Source organism: Sorangiineae bacterium MSr12523, from assembly GCA_037157775.1.
In the GTDB taxonomy this organism is placed as follows: Bacteria; Myxococcota_A; Polyangia; order Polyangiales; family Polyangiaceae; genus Pendulispora; species Pendulispora brunnea.
This window is the reverse complement of the sequence record CP089982.1, coordinates 1343094-1367277: the sequence shown is the minus strand read 5'-3', so window position 1 is coordinate 1367277 and position 24184 is coordinate 1343094. Positions and strand designations below refer to the sequence as shown.

Below are 24184 nucleotides of genomic sequence, written 5' to 3'. Positions count from 1 at the left end.
CGTCTGAGTTAAAATGTATTCGAATTTACTATTTACTTCCGATTACCAACTACGCAACCCATATTCGCGACTATTATTTTCTATTCTGCGCAGAGAAGATGCACGTCGTCCGAAAGGGTGACGGCGCGAACGAGTTCGCGAGCCATGGCGGCGGGGTTTTCGATGGGGGCTGCGTGGGTGCCTTCGATGCTGCGATGCTGGAAATCCGCCGTGGTGAGGGACGCCCAGATGTTCATGGTCTCTTTTTCGATGAGCGGATCGTGCGTGGCGGATATGGCCACGATGGGAATGTTCAGGGCCGAGTGTTCGCGCGCGGCGAGATCGCGTTTGTGATTGAGCGCGAGCTTCATATCGTCGCGTAGTGCAATGAAATATTCGGCGAACAGTTCGTCGTTATTGAGGAGATCATCCGGGAGCGCTCCTTGGAAACGGCGTGCGATTTCGCTGAGGGGAACGTTTCCGTCTTCCCAGGACTCGGTGATCTCGGCGAGCTCGCGCACGCCGGCGGACATTTCCGTCGTGGGCGGGACGGCCGTTGCGGCCACGAAGGCGAGCGGCGGGCGGTTAGGGAGCACTTCGAGGCGGCGAGCCACCTCGAGGGCGAGCCACGTCCCCTGCGAGTACCCGTAAAGAAGGACGGGCGCGTCGAAGTGCTCGGCAATGGCCGATGCGATGTCGCCGGCCAACCGATCCATATCGTGCACGGCGGCCTCGCTCTTGCGCGCCTCGCGACCGGGCATCTGCGTGGCCACCACCTCGAGATCGGCGGGAATGTGCCGGATCAGCGGGAGGTGCCCAGAGGTCGCACCACCCATGCCGGAGAAGCAGAAGATGCGAGCACGCGGCTGCGCGGCCGGCTTGAGAACGCGGAGCCAGGGATTTTCCGCGCTCGTGGCACGAACGACGGACGTTTCGGGCACGAGGCGCTCGAGGAGGTGCCGCGCGATGCCCGAGCAGCTGGCATGACGGAAGATGATTTCCGTGGTCATCGGCAGATCGGTCAGCCGCGAAAGCTGGCCGCGGATGGTCACGGCGAGAAGGGAGTCCATGCCGAGCTGCTGCAGCGGTTGCTCGGGCGGGGCGGCCTCCGGGGTGAGCGCCAGCACGACGGCCACCTCGTGGCGGAGGATCTGCGTGAGCCAGGCGAGGCGTTCGCCCTCGGGCATGGCACGCAGGCGCTCGCGAAGGGCGGACGGCGTGGAGGATGCGCGGCCGGCCCGCCGCGGTTTCGCGCGAAGCAGGGATCGCAAAAGGGCGGGCGGCTCGCCGCCTCGATCGAGCGCACGCTGCAGGGTGCCGCGCTCCAGTTTGACGGGAACGACGGTCGCGCGGTCGGTGGAAAGGGCGGCATCGAAGAGCGCGAGCCCTTCGTCCAGCGAGAGGGCGGCGATGCCTTGGCGCTTGAGGAGCGCGAGATCGGCCTTGTTCAAGTGCGCGGACATGCCGCTCGTTCCTTGCTGCGCCCAGAGGCCCCAGGCCAGGCTGAGCGCCGGCAGGCCGAGCCCGCGACGATGTGCCACGAGGGCGTCGAGGAAGACGTTCGCGGCGGCGTAGTTGCTCTGACCCGCCGCGCCCATGACGCCGGAGGCGGAGGAAAAGAGCACGAAGGCATCGAGCTCGAGACCGCGCGTGAGCTCATGCAGGTGCAGGGCGCCCAAGGCCTTCGGGGTCATGACGGCCTCGAAGCGGGCTGGCGTCTGGTTGGCCAGAAGGCCGTCGTCGAGGATGCCGGCCAGATGGAAAATGGCGCTCCACGGATGCGCGGGGTCGACACCCGCGAGAAGTGCCTGCACCTCGTCGCGGCGGCCGATGTCGCAAGCGACGAGGTGGACCGCCTCGGCCCCCAGCGCGCGCAGCTCCTCGAGGAGGGCCGTTGCGCCCTGAGCCTCGGGGCCACGACGCGAGGTCAGGACCAGATGGCGCACGCCATGGGCGCGCACGAGGTGCTTCGCGATGGCGGCGCCGAGGTCACCGGTACCGCCGGTGACGAGCACGGTCCCATCGCGGCGCAGGGCCGGAATCGGCTCGGCCTTCTGCGCGGCGCGCACCAGGCGCGGTACGTGGACGGTACCGCGACGAACGACGAGCTCGGGCTCGCCGGCGGTGGCGAGGGCGCGCGCAGCATCGGCCTGCGTGCCGTCGTCGAGATCGACCAGGCGCAAATTGCGCTCCGGATTCTCGGCGCGGGCGGCGCGGAGCAGTCCCCAAAGGGGAGCCTGGGCCAGGTTTTCCACGACGTCGTGGGCCGCCTTTCGGGTCATCCACGCGATCGGCGTGCTCGCCAGCACAGGCGCCGCCAAGAGCCGCTGGAGCACCGCCAACGCGTCGGTGGTTGCACCGAGCGGGTCGCCCGACGCGGACGTCGCGTCGATGAGGAGTCGCTCGGGCGGCGCGTTCAACCCGGCGAGCCACGCTTCGACGTCAGCCATTGCAACGATGGTCGGCGCCGGGGCGACGGTGCGCGCGGGACGAACGGGAACGAGCTCCGTCGCGTACAGGTGCTCGGCGGCGCAGGGCACCTTCGCGGCGGCGGGCCGCGCGAGGCGAACCTCGCCCACCCGGGCCACGGGCCCGCCGTTGGGATCGCACAGCCAGAGGCGAAGGCGCGGCTCCTCGGGTGCGGCGACCGTGAGGTGCTCGGCGCGCACGTGAAGCTCGGTCGCGCCCGTCGCGTACAGCTCGATGTCGCGCCACGCGGTGGGCACGAGCGCGTCGCCTGCGAATTCACGGACGGCGGCCTCGAGCAAGGACGGGTGCAGCTCGTACGACGCGGCGCTGGCCTTCTTCGACTCGGGCAAGACCGCCGTGCGGAAGCCCGCGCGATCGCGCTGCCAAAGCACCGCGAGCTCGGCCTCGCCATCGTGCGCGTCATCCTCGTCCACCAGGACGCCGGTGGCGTGCCGCGTCCACGCCTGCGGATCCGCGGCCTCGTCGCGCTGGCTGTAGATGCTCACGGTACGGCGGCCATGGACATCGGCGCGGCCCACGAGGATCTGCAGCCGCGCGGAGCGGGTGATGACGAGCGGCTCGTGCGAGGTCAACTCCGTGATGCGGCTGGAGGCGACACCGCCGAGGCAGGCCGACGTGGAAGGCCGAAGGCCCGCGATTTCTCGGCAAGCGGCGAGCGCGAGCTCGACCAACACCGAGCTCGGGACTCCGGCGGCATACTCGCGCAGCCACGGATGCTCCGAGAGCGACATGCGCCCCATCACGAGGTGGTTCGCACCATCCGCCGTGGTCGTCACCGTTTCGAGCCACGGATGCTCGAGCGATCCGGCGGCGCGTTGCGACTTCTTGCCCTCGCGCCAGTAGCGCTGCCGCTGGAAGGCGTACGTCGGCAGCTCGGCGATGCGCGCACCGGTGCCTGCGAAGACGCGCGTCCAGTCGATGGCGTGGCCCTTGGTGTGAAGCACGCCGAGGGTGCGGAGCATCTGCACCACGCCGCCGTGGTCGCGCTCCAAGGTGTCCACGATGACGGCGCCCGCGTCCAAGGTCGCATTGGTGATGGGCAGCGCGAGGACCGGGTGCGGGCTCACCTCGACGAAGACCTGGAAGCCGTCGGCGACGAGTCGATCGACGGCGCGATCGAGGCGCACCGTTTCGCGCAGGTTGCGGCAGAAGTACTCGATGGTCAGGGCCTCGCCCGGGAGAACGCCGCCGGTCACCGTCGAGTAGAAGGGCACGTCGGTCGGCTTGGGTGCGAGGTCCGCGAGCTCCGAGCGAAGGCCCGGGAGCAAGACGTCCATGTACGGGCTGTGGAATGCGTAATCCGAATTGAGATCGCCGCAGATGACGTCGCGATCGTCCAGATCGCCGAGCAGCTCCTGCAGCGCCTCACCGTCGCCGGATACGACGGTGGAGCCCGCGTTGTTCACCGCCGCAATGGAGAGAAGGTCGCCGTACGGCTCGAGAAGCGGCGCCACCTCGGCCACGGGCAACTCCACGACGGCCATTTCACCGCGCTCGGCATCGTTCCAGAGTGCGCGTGATCGCACCGCAATGAGGCGCGCGCCCTGCTCGAGGGTGAGTGCCCCCGACACGACGGCGGCGGCCACCTCGCCTTGGCTGTGGCCCACGACGGCCGCCGGCTCGACGCCCATCGCACGCCACGCGGCAGCCAGCGACACGTACATCGCAAACAGCGCAGGCTGCACGACGTCGACGCGCTCGAGGGGCGGCACACCTTCGACGGCTTCGCCGCGGACGACGGAGAGCACCGACCAACCCGTCCACGGGCGCAAGGCTTCGTCGCAGGCGGTGAGCGCCGCCGCGAAGGCCGGAGACTCGTCGAGCAGAGACTTGCCCATGGCCCGCCAGTGCGTTCCCTGGCCGGGGAACACGAAGACGACCTTGCCAAGCCCCTCGGCCTTGCCGCGCGTGAGCGATCGCTGCGGGCGATCCTCGGCCAACGCGGTCAGGCCCTCGATGGCCTCGTCCACCGAGCCCGCCACCACGGATGCGCGCCACTCAAGGTGCGTGCGATGCTCCGCCGCGGTGTAGGCGATATCGCGAATCGACGTGCCGGGGTGCTGACGAAGCCACTCCGCCCATCGCCCCGACTGCGCGCGAAGCGCCGCCTCGTTGCGACCGGAGAGAACGATGGGGAAGCTGCCCGCGGCCTCGTTGGCCGCCGATGCCACGGGAGCTTCTTCCAGCACCACGTGGGCATTGGTGCCGCCCATGCCGAAGGAACTCACGCCCGCGCGGCGCGGCTTGTCCGACGCCTCCCAGGAACGCAAAGCGGTATTCACGTAGAAGGTATTCGGGTCGAGGCCCAATTCGGGATTCGGTCGCTCGTAATGCAATGTCGGGACGAGCTCGCGGTGGTGCAAGCAGAGCACCGCTTTGATCAGCCCCGCGACACCCGCCGTCGCATCGACGTGACCGATGTTCGTCTTCACCGAACCCAAGGCGCACGGTTCCGCGCGCTCGGACTGGCCGAAGACCTGCTGCAGCGCCTGCACCTCGATGGGATCGCCCAACGTGGTCGCCGTGCCGTGCGTCTCCACGAAGCCGATGTCCTCGGGCCCCACCCCCGCCGTGGCCAGGGCGGAGGCAATCACGCGGGATTGACCCTCCACGCTGGGGGCCGTGAATCCGACCTTGTTCGAGCCGTCGTTGTTGATCGCGCTGCCGCGAATCACCGCGTAAATGCGCTCTCCGTCGCGCACGGCATCTTCCAGCCGGCGCAGCACCACCGCCCCCACGCCGTTGCCGAACACGGTCCCCGCCGCCTTGGCGTCGAACGCGCGGCACTTGCCATCGGGCGACACGACCAGGCCATCTTGGTAGACGTACCCGCGCTGGAGCGGAATCGACAGCGACGACGCCCCCGCGAGCGCCGCATCGCATTCGCCGCGCAGCAGGCTCTCGCGCGCCAGATGCAGCGCGACCAAACCCGTCGAGCACGCCGTTTGAACGGTGAGTGCGGGGCCGCGCAAGTTCAGTTTGTGCGCGACGCGCGTGACCATGTAGTCGTCCTTGGTCGACGTCATGGTGCGGTAGAACGAGGCCACGTCCTCCGGGGCCTCGGGCTCGTAGCCACCGTAACCGCCGCCGCCGAAGACCGCGATCTTCCCGTCGAAGCGCTCCGGGACGATGCCCGCGTGCTCCAGCGCCTCCCACGTGCACTCGAGGAAGAGCCGCTGCTGCGGGTCGAGAACCTCGGCCTCCATGCGCGAATAGCCGAAGAAGTCCGCATCGAAGAGATCCGCATCGGCGAGAAAGCCCTTGGCGCGCACGTAGCTCGGATCGGCCAGCTCCTCGTCGGTGACCCCGGCCTGCCGCAGTTCCTCGTCGCTGAAGCGAACGATGGACTCGACGCCGTTTCGCAGATTGTTCCAGAAGGTGTCGAGGTTCGGCGCCCCCGGAAAGCGTCCGGCGAGGCCCACGATGGCAATGGCGCCGGAGCCCTCGCCCTTCGCCACGCGATTCTCCTCGACCAACGGCGCCGAGGTCTCGCCCTGGAGAAAGGCGGTCAGCTTGCGCACCGTCGGGTAGCGGAACATCGTGGTGAGCGGAAACTCGCGGCCTACGCCCTTGCAGATGATCTGGTGCGCGGCGAGTGCGGTCATCGAGGTGCCGCCAATCTCGAAGAAGCCTCGATCGCGATCGATGGATGCGACGCCGAGGACCCGGGCCCACGCGTCGTGCACCAAGCGCTCCGTCGTGTCGCCCGCCGCGGCACTTGCAACGACGGGGCGCGCCGGCTCGGGGGCGGCCAGGCGAAGGAGCGCGTTGCGATCGACCTTCTTGTTCGGCGTGTGCGGCAGCTCCTCCATGCGGACGAACTGCGACGGCACCATGTAGACGGGGAGGCGCTTGCCCAGGTGCGCGGTGAGATCGCGCTCGGCAGTGGCGGCATCGCGGCCCGGTGCGAGGACCCAGTAGAGGCAAAGGCGCGGATCATCGTCGCGATCGCGGCGCACGACGGCGGCGCATTCGAGGACGGCGGCATGCTCACCGGCCACGGACTCGATTTCACCGAGCTCGATGCGGTGACCGCGCAGTTTGATCTGCGCATCGGCGCGCCCGCAGAACTCCAGGGTGCCGTCGGCGCGGTACCGAACGGTGTCGCCGGTGCGGTACATCCTCCCCTGCTTCAGGAACGGGTCGGCGACGAAGCGCTCGCGTGTGAGCTCGTCGCGGCCCAAGTAGCCGCGCGCAACACCGAGCCCGCCGATCCAGAGCTCCCCGAGGCAGCCCTTGGGAACGCGCTGGCCATGGCGGTCGAGCACGTAGAACGTGGTGTTCAGCACGGGCTCACCCAGCGAGATGGCCTCGTCGCGCACCTCCCAGGTCGACGACCAGACGCAGGTCTCGGTCGGGCCGTACATGTTGATCACGCGGCCGTTGCTGCACGCGCGGAGAAGCTTTTTCGCGAGACCGCGATCGAGGGCCTCGCCTCCGACGAGCATGCGCTCGAGGCCCTGCAGCAAGGTGCGCCCGGCCGCGTCGGCGAGGAGCAGGCGCGCCATCGAGGGCGTGCACTGCAGGTGCGTCGGTGCGAAACGGCCGTAGCTGGAAAGCTCGGCCACCCCACCCTCGGCCACGACGACGCGGAAGCCGCGGGTCAAGGTCCAGAGCAGCTCGAGGCCCGAGATGTCGAACGAGATGCTCGTCACCGCCAGCCAGGTCTTGCCCGTGGCTTTGCCGTTCGCCGCGTCGACCCGGGCGTCCATCGCGCGGCAGAAGTTGGCGAATTGGCCGTGCTCGAGCATGACGCCCTTCGGCTTGCCCGTCGAACCCGAGGTGTAGAGCACATAGGCAAGGCGCGAGGCGGCGAGCGGCTCGGCGATGGTGACGGGCACGGAGACTTCGTCGCGATCGACGTGCACGATCTGGACGCCCTCGTAGACGAGGCTGTCCGCCAGCGCCTCACTGGAGACGACGACCCGGAGGCCGCTGTCTTCGATCATGTGATCGATGCGCGCCTTGGGAAACCCGGGGTCGAGCGGCACGTACGCACCGCCGGCCATCCACGTCGCGAGCATCGCCACCGACAGGTCGATGGAGCGCGGAAGGTAGAGGCCCACGAGGTCTTCGGCACCGACGCCGGCGGCGCGCAAACGCTGGGCAAGCTCGCCCGCACGCTCGGCCATTTGGGCGTACGTGAGCTCGCGGTCCTTGGAGGCGAGCGCGATAGCATCGGGCGTGCGCCGCACCTGCTCGAGCACGAGGTCCAAGGTGGAGACGAACGGCGCACCTTCCGGTTCGAGGGAACCGGCGTGCGCATCGAGCCAGGCGCGCTCGTCGTCGCCGAGCAGGCCGAGTTGGGAGACCTTGCGCGCGGGATCCTCGGCAATGGATGCGAGCAGTGCCTCGAGGTTCTTGGCCATGCGCTCGGCCGATGGGCGATCGAGGACGCTGGGGAGAAACTCGAGCTCACCGCGCAGGCCTGCAGCGGTCGGGGTCAAGATGAGTCCGAGCTCGAACTTGGAGACACCGCGCACGTTGCCGACGATGCTGTCGTAGGGCAGCGTGTGCCATGTCTGCTCGGCGCGCGTGGGCAGCGGCAAGCTCTCGTAGATGAAGGCCGCACGGAAGAGCGGATTCTCGTCGCCCGTGCGCTCCCCCTCGAAGCCGCGAACGACCTCGGTGAGCGGCACGTGCTGGTGCTCGAGCAGGCCGCGCACGCGCGGCTTCATGGTGCCGAGCAGCTCCTCGAAGGTGGGGTCGTTCTCGACGGTGCAGCGCAGGACCAAGGTGTTCGAGATGAACCCTGCCGTGCCGTCGACACCGCCCATCTGGCGATTCGCGAGCACCGTGCCGAGGCCGAAGTCCTCCTGGCCCGAGTAGCGCGCAAGCAGCACGGCGAACGCGCTGGAGAGCAACGTGAACGGCGTCACCGAGGCACGTGCGGCAATGGCTTCGAGCGAGGAACGCAGCGCCATGGGCACGGTGAAGTAGACGGCGTCTCCGCCCGGGTTCGGCGTCTCGGGCGGCGGCGGCAGCTCGAGACGGCGCATACCGGCCAGCTCGCCCTTGAAGTGACGGAGCGCGCTATCGAAGTGGCCCTCTTGAAGGCAGCGGCGCTCCCATCGGGCGTAGTCGCCGAGGTGATGCTCGGCGGCCGGTTTCGACGGCTCACCGCCGGCGTCGATGGCTTGGTAGGCGTCGAAGAGCTCTTCGAGCAGGAGCGCGACCGACCAACCATCGGTGATGGTGTGGTGCATGGTCACGCAGAGGACCTGCTCCTTCGGTGCGAGAACGATGAGGCGGCAGCGGAAAAGACGGCCATCGCTCAGATCGAAGGGGGTGGTCTCTTCGTCGCGCAGAACGCGGAGAAGGGCTTCGGGCCGCTCGAGTTCGGATACGCCGGAAAGATCGTCCACGGTGAGCGGACGCGCGGGGCGGTCGTCGACGAGCTGCCAGAGATCGCCGTCGCGCATCTCGAAGCGGGTGCGCAAGGCCTCGTGGCGCGCGACGAGCCATTGGGCGGCACGCTCGAGGGAGGCAGGGTCGAGGTCGGCCTCGACGCGGAGGCGCACGGCCATGTGGTACTGCGCGCTGCCGGGTTGGAGCTGCTCGAGGAACCAGAGACGGCGCTGCCCCTCGGTGGCCGGGTGAACGTCGCGCGCCTCGGCGCGTTCGACGGCCGGCCACGCGTTGGCCGCTGCAGCCCCGGAGAAGAGGCTCGCGAGCAGGTGCCCGGCGATGGCGTCGGGCGTCGGATGATCGAACGCCAGGCTCGCCGGCAACGTGATTTGCGTGGCCTTGGCGAGGCGGTTGCGAAGGTCCACGGCCATGAGCGAATCGAGGCCGAGCTCCTGCAGCTGCTTGCTGGAAGCAACGAGGGAGGGCGCGCCGAGAACGGCAGTGACCTCGCGCTGAACGAGCTCGGTCAAGGCCGAGAGGCGCTCGGTCTCGGGCAGTGACGCGAGGCGATCGCGGAGCTGCGAGGCAGGCTGCGCGCTCGCCTGGGCCTTGGCGACACCCACGCGAGGAGCGCGGATGAGCGCGCGCATCAGTGCGGGCACCGCTTCGTCGAAGCTGCGGCGCATCTGCGCGAGGTCCAGCTTCACCGGAACGAGCGCGGCCTCGGGCCGGCCCAGCGCCACGTCGAACAAGCGGAGGCCCTCGGCGAGCGAGAGCGGCGAGGTGCCTTGCCGGCGCAGACGTTGAAGGTCGGCGTGGCCGAGGTGCGAGGTCATGCCGGTGCCGGACGGCTCCCAGAGGCCCCAGGCCAAGCTGGTGGCCACGAGGCCGCGCGCGCGGCGGTGTGCAGCAAGGGCGTCGAGGAAGGCGTTTGCCGCGGCGTAGTTGCTCTGGCCCGCGGCGCCGAACGTGGCGGCGGCCGACGAGAAGAGCACGAAGGCGCGAAGATCGAGCCCCGCGGTGAGCTCGTGCAGGTGCACGGCACCGTCGATCTTCGGCGTCAGGACGCGGGCGAAGCGTTCGGCGTTTTGAGCTGGCAGCGCGGCATCGTCCACGATGCCGGCCAAGTGCACGACGGCGGTCCACGGGTGCTCGGGATGGGCGAGCAGCGCCGCGACCTGATCGCGGTGGCCCACGTCGCACGCGGTGATGCGCACGGTCTCTGCGCCGGCCGATTTCAATCCGTGCACGAGTGCCTCGGCGCCCGGAGCATCCATGCCCCGGCGCGACGTGAGGACGAGGTGACGCACGCCGTGGGCGCGAACGAGGTGCTGCGCGAGCGCCTGCCCGAGCTCCCCCGTGCCGCCGGTGATCAACACGGCACCGCCCGGCGCGAGCTCGGGACGAACCTCGGACGCCGGCGGCGTGCGCACGAGACGCGCGGCGAGGATGCGGCCATCGCGAAGGGCGAGCTCCGTCTCACCGGAGGTGGCAACGGCGCGTGTGAGCAGCGCATCGGAGGCTTCGGTGTCGATGTCGAGGAGACGAACCACGCGCTCCGGGTGCTCGCTCCGCACGGACCGAACGAAGCCACGCACGGCCGCATGCTCCAGGCCGCGCGTCACCCAGAGAAGCTCGGCGGAGGCGAAGCGCGGTTCGGAGAGAAGCCGCTGCGCGGATGCAAGCGCCTCGAGCGCCGCCCGATGCGCCGCCTCGGCGATGCCCTCTTCTGGATTTGATGGATTTGCCGTCCGTGCGTCGAGGACCACGCGCTGGATTGAAAACGCGTCGCTCGCGTCGGAGAAGACGGGCACGCCGAGCGCGCGGGCCAACGTGCCGTCGCCGCCGAGCACCACGGTGCCTTCGAGCGAGGGTGCAACCTCGCTCGCCGCGACCGGCTGCAGCTCGACGTGGTACAGATGGTCGGCACGGGAGCGTGAGATCGCCTGCAGCTGCTCGAGGCGTGCGCGCTGCAGGACCAGCGCCCCCACCCGCAACACCGGTTGGCCTACGCCGTCGGTGACCCAAAGCTTGGCCCGCCCGTTCCCATCGACCTCGGCGCGAACGCGAAGCTCGGTGGCACCGCTCGCGAACAGCTCCACGTCGTTCCACGCGAAAGGCAGCCACACCGTTCCCGGCTCCGCCCCGGCCTCGAGGGCACCGCCCAAGCTGTGCAGCGCAGCATCGAGCAGCGCAGGGTGGACCGCGTACGCCGCGGCATGGGCCTTGGCCGCCTCGGGAAGCACCACGCGGCCGTAGGCGACGTTGCCCCGGCGGCGAAGCTCGGTGAGGCCTTGGAACGTGGGACCGTAGTGAAGCCCCTGCTCGTGAAGGCGCGTGTAGAAGCCGTCGAGCTCCGCGGGTTCGCTGCCGCCCAAGTTCCACGTCGCAAGCTCCGCGAAGCTTTCATCCCGCGCGCTCGTTACGCTGGCCCACGTCGGACGGAGCTGGCCGGTCGCGTGGCGGTTCCACGTCCCGCCCGACTCGGGCTCCTGGCTGTAGATCGCGATAGCGCGGAGGCCATCGGCATCCGGCCCCGAGACGGCGACCTGCAGGCGAACGTCGCGCCCTTCGGCGAGGACGAGCGGCTCGGAAATCGTGAGCTCGGCGACACCTTGCGCGCCCACGGCCTGAGCGGCAACCTGGGCGAGCTCGAGGAGCCCCGTTCCAGGGAGAAGCACGGTGCCGAAGATGGCATGGTCGACGAGCCAGCCGTGGTCACGCGATGAAAGAAGCCCTGTGAGCAGATGCCCTTCGCCCTCGGCGAGGGTCGTGGCCGCGCCCAGCCAAGGGTGCTCGCGCGACTCGAGGCCCACCGAGCGCACGTCCCCGCGGGCTTTCGCGGGCTCGTGCCAATAGCGCTGCCCTTGAAACGCGTACGTCGGCGCATCGACGCAGGTCGCACCGGTGCCGGCGAAGGCGCTGGACCACACCGGGCCACGTCCGGTGACGTGCAGCGCTCCCAAAGCGACGCCGAGATCGCGCACGTCGTCCTCGCCGCGGAGGCTCGCGACGAGAAGACGATGTCCGTCGTCGGGGATGCACCCCGCGGTCATGGCGGTGAGGACGCCCGACGGACCGCATTCGAGGTACACGGTGGTGCCGCGTGCATGCAGCGTCTGCACGGTGTCGACGAAGCGCACGGCATCGCGCACCTGCTCCACCCAGTATGCGGGCGAGCGAATGCCCTCGCCGTCGGCGAGCTCGGATCCCATCCAGTTGCCCGTGACGCTGCTCACCAGCGGGATCTTCGGCGCGCGGTAGGTGCACGTCTCGGCCACCTTGGCGAACGCCTCGAGCATGCCGTCCATGTGCGGACTATGGAACGCGTGCGAGACGCGCAGGCGCTTCGTCTTGCGGCCCTGGGCCGCGAAGTGCTCCATCATACGGAGCACGGCGGCTTCGTCGCCGCTGATGACGGTTTGCTTGGGGCCATTGAGACCGGCGATCGCGAGGCGGCCGGGAACACCCTTCATCGCGGAGAGAACCTCGGCCTCATTGGCGGCGATGGAGGCCATGGCGCCGCCTTTTTCGCAGGCCTGCATGAGGCGTCCGCGGGCGCACACGAGTTTGGCGGCATCGTCGAGCGAGAGGACGTCGGCGACGTAGGCGGCGGCGAGTTCTCCGATGGAGTGGCCGGCCACCGCGCCGGGTGCGAGGCCCCACGCTTGCCATTGGCGAAAGAGGGCGACCTCCAGAGCAAACAGGGCCGGCTGCGTGTAGTGCGTTTCGTGGAGCAGCTCGGAGTCTTTTTCGAAGATGACCGAGCGCAGCGGACGATCGAGGTGCGCGTCCAACGCGGCGCAGACTTCGTCGAAGGCTTGCGTGAAGGCGGGGAAGGCACCATGGAGGCGAAGCCCCATCTCGGCGCGCTGGCTGCCTTGGCCCGTGAAGAGGACGGCGACCTTGCCTTCCGCGGCGCGGGTGCCGACGGTAACGGCGCGGTGGGGTTGGCCCTCGGCCAAGGCGGTGAGCGCCTCGATGGCCTCGGCGCGATCGCGGACCACGACCGCGGCGCGCGCCTCGAAGTGAGACCGGTGAACCGCCGCCGTGTACGCGAGATCGCGCAAGGACGTGCGCTCGTCACGAAGCCACTCGGCCCAGCGGCGGGCCTGCGCGGCGAGGGACGCTTCATCGCGCGCGGAGATGACGAGAGGAAAGGCGGCACGATCCGTAGCCGCTGCATCGCTCGACGGCTGGACCGGGGGTGCCTCTTCCAAAATGACGTGGGCGTTGGTGCCGCTCAGGCCGAAGGACGAAACGCCAGCGCGACGCACGCGCTCGTTGCGGGTCCAGGTGCGCTCCTCTTGCAGCAAGGCAAGGCCGCTGCTCTCCCACGCGATGTGCGGGCTCGGTTCGTCCGAGTGCAGCGACTTCGGAAGGCGCTCGTGTTGCAGTGCGAGCACCATCTTGATGATGCCCGCCACGCCCGCGGCAGCCTGCGTGTGCCCGAGGTTCGATTTCGAGGAGCCCAGGTACAGCGGCCGTGCGGCATCGCGGCCTTCGCCGAACACCTCCGCCAACGCCCCTGCCTCGATGGGATCGCCCAAGGTGGTCCCCGTGCCGTGCGCCTCCACGGCATCGATGTCCGCGGGCGAAAGACGGCCCGCGGCGAGCGCATCGCGAATGACCCGCTGCTGCGCCGGCCCGTTGGGGGCGGTGAGGCCCTGGCTCCGTCCATCCTGATTGACTGCCGAGGCGCGGACCACACCGAGCACGCGGTCGCCATCGCGCTGGGCCGAGGACAGCTTCTTCAGCACCAGGATGCCGCACCCCTCCGACCAACCCGCGCCGCTGGCATTCGCGGAGAAGCTCTTGCAGCGCCCATCGGGCGACGAAGCCTTCAAGCGGCTGTACTCGACGAACTGCCCCGGACCGCTGATCACCGTCACGCCACCGGCAAGTGCAAGATCGCACTCGCCCTGGCGAAGCGCGCCGCACGCCAAGTGCAAGGCCACCAGCGACGACGAACACGCCGTATCCACCGTCACCGCCGGGCCGTGCAGCCCCAGGACATAAGCGACTCGCCCCGAGATGATGCTGCTCGCGTTGCCCGTCCCCTGGTAGCCGTCGAGCGCATCCAAGTCACTGCGATGCTCGAAGCCGTAGTCCGAGGACATCGCGCCGATGTACACGCCGGTGTTGCTCTCGCGCAGGGACTCCGGAGCGATGCCCGCGCGCTCCAGCGCTTCCCACGAAGCCTCCAGCACGAGCCGCTGCTGCGGATCCATCGACTGCGCCTCGCGCGCCGAAATGCCGAAAAATCCCGCATCGAACCGCTCGATGTCGCGCAAGAAGCCGCCCTCGCGCGTGTACGTCTTGCCGATGGCCTCGGGGTCCGGATCGTAGACATCGAGCCCGTCCCACCGCGAAGGAAAGCCCACGATGGCATCTTTGCCCTGCGCGAGGAGCTCCCAGTATTGCGCCGGCGTCTCGATGCCGCCGGGAAGACGGCAAGCCATGGCCACGATGGCGATGGGCTCCGAGCGTTGATGCTCGAGTTCTTCGTTGCGTCGCTGCAGCTGGAGAACCGCGGCCATGGCCCGCCGCAGTCGCGCTTCGTTCGTATCGGTCGTCGTCGTCATCGATTTCTCCACGTGCCTCAGCGTGCGTCCGCGCCCAAGAGCGCATCGAGTGCTTCATCCATTTGCGCGAGGGTCAGCGTTTCGGCTTCGCGCATCGCGTCCCAATTCACGGCTTCTTCCGGAGGAGGCGGCGCCTCCTTGCGTACTTCGGTGTGCTTCGGTCCGAGGCGACGGAGCAGAAGCTCCGCGATGGCCTGCGCAGTCGGGTAGTCGTACGCCAAGGTCGTCGGCAACGTGACCATCGCGCACTTGGAAAGGCGGTTGCGCAGCTCGACGGCCATCAGCGAATCGAGTCCGAGATCGCGCAGCAACTTGTCGCCCGCGATGGAGTCCGCACCTGCGAGTCCCAACACCGACGCCACCTCGGCCCGCACCAACTCGACCAACCAGGGCAGCCGCTCGGCCTCGGGCAAAGCCGCCAGCTGCTCGGCGGGCCCGCGCTTGCCTTCGCCCGCGATGGCCGTCTTGCGTCCGCGAGCCTGCACCAGCGCCGAGAGGAGGCGCGGCAGCTCACCGCCATGGTCGGACTTGCGCTGCAACGTCGCGGTCTCGAGGCGAATGGGAACGAGGTGCGGCTCCGGTCGCGCGAGCACGGCATCGAGGTGGGCGAGCGCCTGCTCGACCGAGAGAGGGACCACGCCTTGCCGGCGCATTTGCGCGAGCTCGTTCTTTCCGAGGTGCGCGGTCATGCCGGTGCCCTGCTGCACCCAGAGGCCCCACGCGAGGCTGCTCGCCGGAAGCCCGCGCTGACGCCGATGCGCCGCGAGCGCATCGAGGAAGGCATTGGCGGAGGCGTAATTGCTTTGCCCTGCTGCGCCGAGCGTTCCGGCAGCCGACGAAAAGAGCACGAAGGCCGCAAGGTCCATAGTGCGCGTGAGCTCGTGCAGGTGCAGCGCACCGCCTGCCTTCGGCGCCATGACGCGCGCGAATCGGTCCGCCGTTTGCCCCGCGAGCATGCCATCATCGAGGAGCCCCGCGAGATGAAACACCGCTGTCCACGGCCGCTCCGTGGCCGTCGCAAGGACCTCGGCGATCTGGGCGCGGTCCGCGGCGTCGCATGCCACGACGTGCACGGTCTCGGCGCCGGCCGCGTGGAGGCGGCGCACCATTTCGTCGGCGCCGGGTGCGCATGCGCCTTGCCGCGAGGTGAGCACCAGATGGCGCACACCATGCTGGCGCACGAGGTGCTCGGAAACGAGCTGCCCCAGCTCACCGGTTCCACCGGTCACGAGAACCGTTCCGTGCGGGTCGAGCGCGCGCGGCACGGTGAGGACGAGCTTTCCGACGTGCCGCCCCTGCGCCATGTAGCGGAATGCGCTCGGGGCCTCACGCAGGTCATACGCGGCATGGGGAAGCGGGCGGATGGCGCCCTGGGCGAGAAGCGAGGCAAGCTCGCCGAGCATCTCGGCGATGCGCTCGGCCGAGGTGTCCATCAGGTCGAAGGCGCGGTAGCCGACGCCGGGGTGAAGGATGGCGACGTCGCTGGGATCGCGAACATCGGTCTTGCCCATTTCGAGGAAGCGCCCGCCCGAGGCGAGAAGATTCAAGGAGGCGTCGACGAATTCGCCGGTCAGCGAATTGAGCACGACGTCGACGCGGCGCTTGGCCAGAGACCATGCGCCGGCGAAATTCGCATCGCGCGAGGAGGCGATGGCGTCATCGGCGAGACCGAGCTTGCGCAGCTCGCCCCATTTGCCCGGGCTCGCGGTGCCGAGAACGTGTGCGCCGCGGTGTTTCGCGAGCTGCACGGCGGCCATGCCCACACCGCCGGCGGCGGCGTGCACCAGGATCGTCTCGCCGGCCCGAAGCGCACCGAGATCGTCGAGGGCATAGAGGGCGGTCAGGAAGGCGAGCGGGATGGTGGCGGCCTCCGCGAAATCCAGCGCGTCGGGGATGCGCACCAGCAAACGCGCGTCCGTGTCGACGTGGGTGCCGAAGGTGCCCGTGCCCAGGCCCATCACGCGATCACCGGCCCGCAAGTGCTCGACCCCCGCACCGACGGCGACGACGACCCCCGCGCACTCGAGCCCGAGCTTCGGGGCCGAGACCATGTCGAGCGCGTTGAGGACGTCGCGGAAGTTCATCCCGGCCACGCGCACGGCGACCCGAACGTACCCAGGTGCCGGCGCCTCCGGCAGCTCGGACGGAACCAAGGCAAATGTGTCGAGGCGGCCTTTCTCTTGGATATCGAGCTGCCAGTGCGCCGTAGCCGGCGACGTGAGAGCTTGTTTCGAGCTGCGTGCACGCACCAGCCGCGCCGCGAGGGGTCGCTCGCCGCGCAGCGCAATCTCCGGTTCGGCATCGGCCTCGAGGGCCTGGGTGAGAAGGTCGCTGCGATCGTTGCCGGCGCCAACATCGATGAGCCGGATGATGCGATCCGGGTGCTCGGCGCGAGCCGTTCGGAGCAGTCCCCAAAGCGGGGCACGCCGGAGATCGGTCAGCGCGTCGTCGGCGGTGGCGTGGACCGCACCCGCCGTGAGCCAAACGAGCTTCGCCGCCGCGAGACGGGGTTCGGCGAGCAAGCGTTGGAGGAGGGTCAGCGCGTCCGTCGTTTCGGAGAGGGGGGATGCGGCTTCGTTGGCGAAGGTCGCATCGACGAGGATGCGATGCGGCCCCGCGGGGTGCGTGTCGAGGGAGCGGATCAGGGCGTCGGCGTCGGCGACGGTCTTCAGGGTGACCGTATCGCTGGAGGCGGGCGCGCTGTCGTGGGTGCCCTTCAGCGGTTGGAACTCGACGCGGTACAGGTGCTCGGCGCCGGTGGCCTTGGAGGCCTGGAGCTGGGACGCGCTCGCGCGCTGCAGGACGAGGGCGCCCACGCGAAGAATCGGCTGGCCGGCGCCGTCCGTGATGTCGAGCTTCGCGCGGGCGTGCTCGCCGGCGTCCAGCTCGACGCGAACGCGAAGCTCGGTGGCGCCCGTCGCGTGGAGCTCGACGTCGGTCCATGCGAAGGGAAGCAGGATGGTGTCATCGTGTTGCTGCTCGGGAGCGAGCACCGTTAGCGCGTGAAGGGCGGCGTCCAGGAGCGCGGGGTGGATGGCGAAAGCCGACGCGCTCGGGCGAAGGGTCTCCGGGAGGACGATGCGGCCATAGGCGACGTTGTCGCGGCGGCGCAGCTCGACCAAGCCTTGAAAGGCCGGGCCATACTCCAGGCCGTAGCTGCGCAGGCGCGCGTAGAAGCCTTCCAGGGGGATCGACTCGGCGTCGGTGAGGTTCCACGAAGCCGTGGGGGCTTCGCCGGTTTCATCGCGAAGCTCGCCCGCCGCGTGACGGCGCCACACGGTGGGGTCGGCTGCCTCTTCGTCCTGGCTGTAGATGCCGATCGGGCGGCGTCCTTCCGCGTCCGCGGCGCCCACGGTGACTTGGAGCCGCAGGCTGCCCTTCTCGCGCAGCACCATGGGTTCCGCCAGGGTGAGCTCCGAGACGATCTGGGCGCCCACCGCGTCCGCGGCGGCGTGGGCCAGTTCGAGAAGGCCCGTGCCGGGGACCAGGATGGTGCCGAAGACGGCGTGGTCGTTCAGCCAGGCGTGCTCCCGCGCCGAGATGCGACCTGTGAACAGGTGGCCCTGGCCCTCGGCCAAGGTGGTGACGGCGCCAAGCCACGGGTGCTCGCGCGAGGTGAGGCCCACCGAGCGTACGTCGTTGCGTGCGCTCGGGGTTTGTTGCCAATAGAGTTGCCGTTGGAAGGCGTAGGTCGGCACTTCTGCACGACGCGCTTCGCGGCCCGCGTAGATCTTGCGGACGTCGAGGGCGAGGCCGCTCACGTGGAGGGCGCCCAGGGCGCTGACGAGGTCGCGCGCTTCGTCTTGTTCGCCGCGAAGGCTTGGAACCAACGTCGCGCGCGAGTCGTCGCCGAGGCAGCCGGTGGCCATGGCCGTCAGCACGCCCGACGGGCCGCACTCCAGGTAGTGCGTGACGCCCTGCGACTGTAGTGTCGTCACGGCGTTTAGGAAGCGAACGGGCTCGCGTACTTGCTTGACCCAGTAGGCGGCGGTCGCCATTTCTTCGACGGCGCCGGTCAGCGTGCTGACGAGGGTCACGGTCGGCGCGTGGTAGGTGCAGCTCTCTGCGATTTTGGCGAACGCCTCCAGCATCGAGTCCATGTGGGCGCTGTGGAATGCGTGCGAGACGCGCAGGCGCTTCGCGCGACGGCCTTGTGCCTCGAAGTGCGCCATGACGGATTGCACGGCCGATTCGTCTCCGCTGACCACTGTCTGCCGTGGGCCGTTCAATCCCGCGATCGAGATGCGGCCTTGGAGGGCAGCGAGTACCTCTGCTTCGGTGGCTTCGATCGAGGCCATCGCGCCGCCGGCTTCGCAGGCCTGCATCAGACGGCCGCGGGCGCAGACCAACTTTGCGGCGTCGGCGAGACTCAAGACGCCCGCTACGTGCGCTGCGCTCAGTTCTCCGATCGAGTGGCCCACAAGGACGTTCGGCTCCAGGCCCCAGGCTTGCCATTGGCGATACAGCGCCACCTCCAGTGCGAAGAGCGCGGGCTGCGTGTACTCGGTTCGATCGAGCTGTGACTCGTCCAGCGGTCGATCGAAGTGCGCGATCACTTCGTCGTAGGCGCGCCGGAACTCGGGATACGCCGCGTACAGGCCTTGGCCCATCGCCGCACGTTGGCTTCCCTGCCCCGTGAAGAGCATTGCCAGCTTCGTCTCGCCGCTACCACAGATTCCGCGGAGCACCTTCTCCGCTTCCAGTGCGGCTGCCGCCTCCTCCGTGCTGCGCGCCACCACCGCCGCGCGCACTTCGAACTGCGTACGGTGCGCCCATGAGGTGTACGCCACGTTCTCCAGCGGCGATTCGGGGTGGTCCCGCAGCCATGTTGCCCATTTTGCGATCTGCGCCTTCAGCGCGGCTTCGTCGCGGGCCGACACCGTCAGAAGGGAGACGGGCACGGGCACGGGCACGGGCACGGGCACGGGCATGGGGGCGGGGGCGGGGGGCTCCTCGAGGACGACGTGGGCGTTCGTCCCACTAAACCCAAACGACGACACCCCCGCCCGACGCACCCGTTCCCCACGAGCCCACGCACGCGACTCACGCAACAACGCAAGCCCGCTGCCCTCCCACGCAATATGAGGACTCGGTTCCTCGGCGTGCAGCGTTTTCGGCAGCAGCTCGTTTTCGAGGGCCAGCACCATCTTCATCACGCCCGCGATGCCCGCGGCCGCCTGTGCGTGCCCGATGTTCGACTTCGACGACCCCAGGTACAGCGGCCGCGTCTCTTCGCGATTCGGGCCAAATACGGCGGCCAGTGCACCCGCTTCGATCGGATCGCCCAAGGTCGTACCGGTGCCGTGTGCCTCCACGGCGTCGATGTCCGCGGCCACCAAGGCGCTTGCGGCCAGCGCGTCCTGGATCACGCGCTGCTGCGACGGCCCGTTCGGCGCCGTCAAGCCCTGGCTGCGACCATCCTGGTTCACCGCCGACCCGCGGATCAGGGCCAGCACACGGTCACCATCTCGCTGGGCCGCTGAAAGGCGCTTCAGGACCACGATGCCGCAACCCTCCGCCCAGCCGGTGCCGCTCGCCTGCGCGGAAAAACTGCGGCACCGCCCGTCGCCGGCGAGGCCCTTCAGGCGACTGAACTCCACGTACACCGCGGGGGTGCTCATCACCGTCACGCCACCCGCAAGGGCCAGATCGCACTCGCCCTGCCGCAGCGCTGTGCATGCAAGGTGCAGCGCCACCAACGACGACGAGCAGGCGGTGTCCACCGTCACCGCGGGGCCTTGCAGACCGAGCACGTAGGACAGCCGGCCCGAGATCACGCTGCATGCGGTGCCCGTGCCTTGAAAGCCATCGAAGGCCGCGAGATCCCCGCGCGGGCTGTGACCATAGTCGGAGCCCATCGTGCCGAGGTAGACGCCCGTCTTGGTCCCGTGCAGCGACTCCGGAACCATCGACGCGCGCTCGAGCGCTTCCCAGGTCGTCTCCAGGATCAAGCGCTGCTGCGGATCCATGGACATGGCTTCGCGCGGCGAGATGCCGAAGAAGCCCGCGTCGAATCGATCTGCGCCGCGAATGAAGCCGCCCTCGCGCACGTAGCTCTTGCCGGCGGTTTCCGGATCGGGGTCGAAGACGTCGAGTGCGTCCCATCGTTCGGGGAAGGATTCGATGGCGTCGCGGCCTTCGCGGAGCAGCTCCCAGTAGGCTTCGGGGCTGTCCACGCCACCGGGGAGACGGCAGGCCATCGACACGATGGCGATGGGCTCCGTGCGGCTCGCGCGCTCGGCGGCGAGCTTCTTCTCGGCCTCGAGAAGCGCGTTGGTGGTGCGCCGCAAATAGACTTCGAGCTTCTCCGTACCTGACGTGTTCATTCGGCCATCCCGAGCTTGCGGTCCAGAAATTCCAAGAGGTCGTCCGTGTTGGCGGTGTCGATGTCCACCACCGGGGCGCGCTGCGGAACGACGACTTGGGACAGCGCGCGTTGAAGATCGAAGAGGCGAGACGCCACACCCGCCGTTTCCAGTTGCTCCGGCGTGGCCCCGAGCAACAGCTCCGCGACGGCATCGAGCTGCGCTTTGGTGAGCCTTCGCCGGCTTTGCGTTGGAAGAGCCTGGGTACGGTCGAGAAGGAGCTGCGCAATCGCGGCGGGCGTCGGATGATCGAAGGCCAAGGTGGCGGGCAGCGAAACGCCGGCCTCCGCGGAAAGGCGGCGGCGCAACTCCACGGCCATCAACGAATCGAGGCCGAGATCCGCGAGCACGTGCTGCGGTTGCACGCCGTCGATGCCCGAGGCTCCGAGCACCGCGGCCGCTTCGCGCCGAACGATGGTGGTGAGGAACTTCAGGCGATCGTTCTCGGGCAGTGCGAGCACGCGTTCGCGCAGATTGGACTCGCCCGCCGGCGACGTTCCTGCGCGCTTCCGCGTTCGTCGGGAGAGAGCGCGAAGGAGCGGATGCGGATCGCTCGGCGTGGTGGCGAGCTTCAGCGGCACGAGGTGCGCTTCGGGCCGTTGAAGGGCGGTGTCGAAGAGGCGAAGGCCCTCGTCCGTCGATAGCGCGGCGATGCCTTGGCGGCGGAATCGATCGAGGGTCGATTTGGATAGACCGGCGGTCAAACCTGTACCACCCGGCGCCCAAAGGCCCCAGGCAAGGCTGACGGCGTGCTGTCCCTGGCGACGGCGGTGCGCGGCGAGGGCATCGAGGAAGGCGTTGGCGGCGGCGTAGTTGCTCTGGCCTGGGGTTCCGAAGGTGCCGGACGCCGACGAGAAGAGGACGAAGGCATCGAGGTTCTTGTCCTGGGTGAGCTCGTGGAGGTGCACGGCGCCGTCCACCTTCGGGCCCATCACGTGCGCGAAACGGTCCGCGTTCTGCGTCTGCAAGGTGCCGTCGTCGAGAACGCCGGCGAGGTGCACGACCGCCGTCCAGGGGCGCTCGACGCCGGCGAGGAGCGCGGCCACTTGGTCACGCTGGGCCACGTCGCACGCGGCGATGCGCACGGTCTCGGCGCCGCATTCCCGAAGCGAATCCACGAGGGCCTGCGCCCCGGGCGCGTCCATGCCGCGTCGCGAGGTCAGAACGAGGTGGCGCACGCCGTGGGCCACCACCAGGTGACGCGCGAGTTCGCGACCGAGTTCGCCCGTGCCGCCTGTGAGCAACACGGTGCCCTCCGGGGAGAGACGGGGCGTGGCCTCGGCGGTGTTCGGCGAGGAGGCGCGAACGAGTCGCGGGGCGAGGATTTCACCATCGCGAAGGGTCAGCTCGGGTTCGTTCGCGATGGCGAGGGCGCGATCCAAGTGGGTGCGGCCTTCGGGCTCGGAGCCGATGTCGACGAGGCGCAGTGCGCGCTCCGGATGCTCGCTGCGCGCGGCCCGGACCAAGCCCCAGATGGGGGCATGCTCCAGATCGACGCCATCGAGCGCCTCCCGCGTAACAAAGGTCAACATGGTTGACTCGAGACGCGGATCCGCGACGAGACGCTGCAAGGTGCGCAATGCTTCGAGGGTCGAGCGCAAGGTCGCTTGGCCAAGGGTGAGGCGGGCGTGCTCGGAGCTTTGGGGCACCGACGGCTCCGTGGCATCGACGACCACGCTGCGCGGAGCCGGCTCGCCGGCGTCGAGCCGCGCCAGGAGCGCGCTCACATCGTCGGCCGAGACGAGGACGTCATCGGCGGGCGCCAAGTCGTCGTTCTCGGAAGCGCGAACGGGTTGCAGTTCCACGCAGTACATGTGCTCGGCGCGCTGCGAGGCTTGGATTTGCTCGGCGCTCGCGGGCTGCAGAAGCAGAGAGCCGATGCGAAGAACGGGCTGACCGTCTGCGTCCGAGACGAGGACCTTGGCGGTCGCGTGCTCGGTGCCGGTCTCCAGCTCGATGCGGATGCGAAGCTCGGTCGCGCCGGTCGCGTGGAGCTCGACATCGTTCCAGGAGAACGGGAGCAAGACGCTCTGGGGCGGCTGGGTCCGAGCTTCGTCGGTCTCCGTGAGGGCGGCCAGTGAATGCAATGCGGCGTCAAGCAAAGCTGGGTGGAGGTCGTAGGTTTTGGCGTGCGCACCCTCGGGAAGCACCGCGCGGCCGTAGGCCACGTTGCCGCGGCGGTGGAGTTCGACCAAGCCTTGAAAGACCGGGCCGTACTCCAAGCCGTAGCTGCGCAGGCGGGTGTAGAAGCCTTCCAGGGGGATCGGCTCGGCGTCGGAGAGGTCCCAGGACTCGGGGCTTGCGGGCGCGAGGTTCGATTCGTCGCGAAGCTCACCCATGGCGTGATGGCGCCACGCCGCCGGGTCGGAGCCGTCTTCGTCCTGGCTATGGATGCCGATCGGGCGGCGTCCTTCCGCGTCTGCGGCACCCACGGTGACTTGGAGGCGCAGGCTGCCCTTCTCGCGCAGCACCATGGGCTCTGCCAGGGTCAGCTCCGAGACGATCTGGGCACCTACCGCGTCGGCAGCGGCGTGGGCCAGTTCGAGGAGACCCGTGCCGGGAACCAGGATCGTGCCGAAGACGGCGTGGTCGTTGAGCCAGGCGTGCTCCCGCGCTGAGATGCGGCCCGTGAACAGGTGGCCCTGGCCCTCGGCCAAGGTGGTGACGGCGCCAAGCCATGGGTGCTCGCGCGAGGTGAGCCCCACCGAGCGTACGTCGTTGCGTGCGCTCGCGGTCTCTTGCCAGTAGCGTTGCCGCTGGAAGGCGTAGGTCGGTACTTCTGCACGACGCACTTCGCGGCCCGCGTAGATCTTGCGGACGTCGAGGGCAAGGCCGCTCACGTGGAGGGCGCCCAGAGCGCTCACGAGGTCGCGCGCTTCGTCTTGCTCGCCGCGAAGGCTTGGAACCAAGGTGGCGCGCGAGTCGTCGCCGAGGCAGCCGGTGGCCATGGCCGTCAGCACGCCCGACGGGCCGCACTCCAGGTAGTGCGTGACGCCCTGCGACTGCAGCGTTGTCACGGCGTTTAGGAAGCGAACGGGCTCGCGTACTTGCTTGACCCAGTAGGCGGCGGTCGCCATTTCTTCGACGGCGCCGGTCAAGGTGCTAACGAGGGTCACGGTCGGCGGGTGGTAGGTGCAGCTCTCCGCGACCTTGGCGAACGCCTCCAGCATCGAGTCCATGTGGGCGCTGTGGAATGCGTGCGACACGCGCAGCCGCTTCGCGCGACGGCCTTGCGCCTCGAAGTGCGCAAGGATTGCCTGGACCGCCGACTCGTCTCCGCTGACCACCGTCTGCCGCGGGCCGTTCAATCCTGCGATCGAGATGCGGCCTTGGAGGGCAGCGAGTACCTCTGCTTCGGTGGCTTCGATCGAGGCCATCGCGCCGCCGGCTTCGCAGGCCTGCATCAGACGGCCGCGG

General features: G+C 69.1%; 3 protein-coding genes (1 of these 3 running past the window's edge). All 3 read right to left on the bottom strand.

Annotated elements, in window-relative coordinates; translation table 11 throughout:
* Window positions 1-80 precede the first annotated feature (80 nt).
* Tightly spaced (at most 17 nt apart), the 3 genes in view from LZC95_05495 to LZC95_05485 form a layout consistent with a single transcriptional unit that may run on beyond the window.
* Window positions 81-14402, bottom strand: coding sequence for an amino acid adenylation domain-containing protein (locus tag LZC95_05495; GenBank protein ID WXA96290.1), 14322 nt, complete (start codon window positions 14400-14402; stop codon window positions 81-83).
* Window positions 14403-14419: 17 nt separating this feature from the next.
* Window positions 14420-20728: a type I polyketide synthase gene (locus LZC95_05490; GenBank protein WXA96289.1), complete on the bottom strand. Its 6309-nt coding sequence runs from the start codon at window positions 20726-20728 to the stop codon at window positions 14420-14422.
* Window positions 20725-24184 carry the 3' portion of an SDR family NAD(P)-dependent oxidoreductase gene (locus LZC95_05485; GenBank protein ID WXA96288.1) on the bottom strand. The gene runs 7088 nt beyond the window's last position, so the window shows 3460 of its 10548 coding nt (coding positions 7089-10548); the start codon falls outside the window, past its right edge — the gene reads right to left on this strand; it ends in the stop codon at window positions 20725-20727. Before LZC95_05485 ends, LZC95_05490 begins: the two co-directional genes overlap by 4 nt.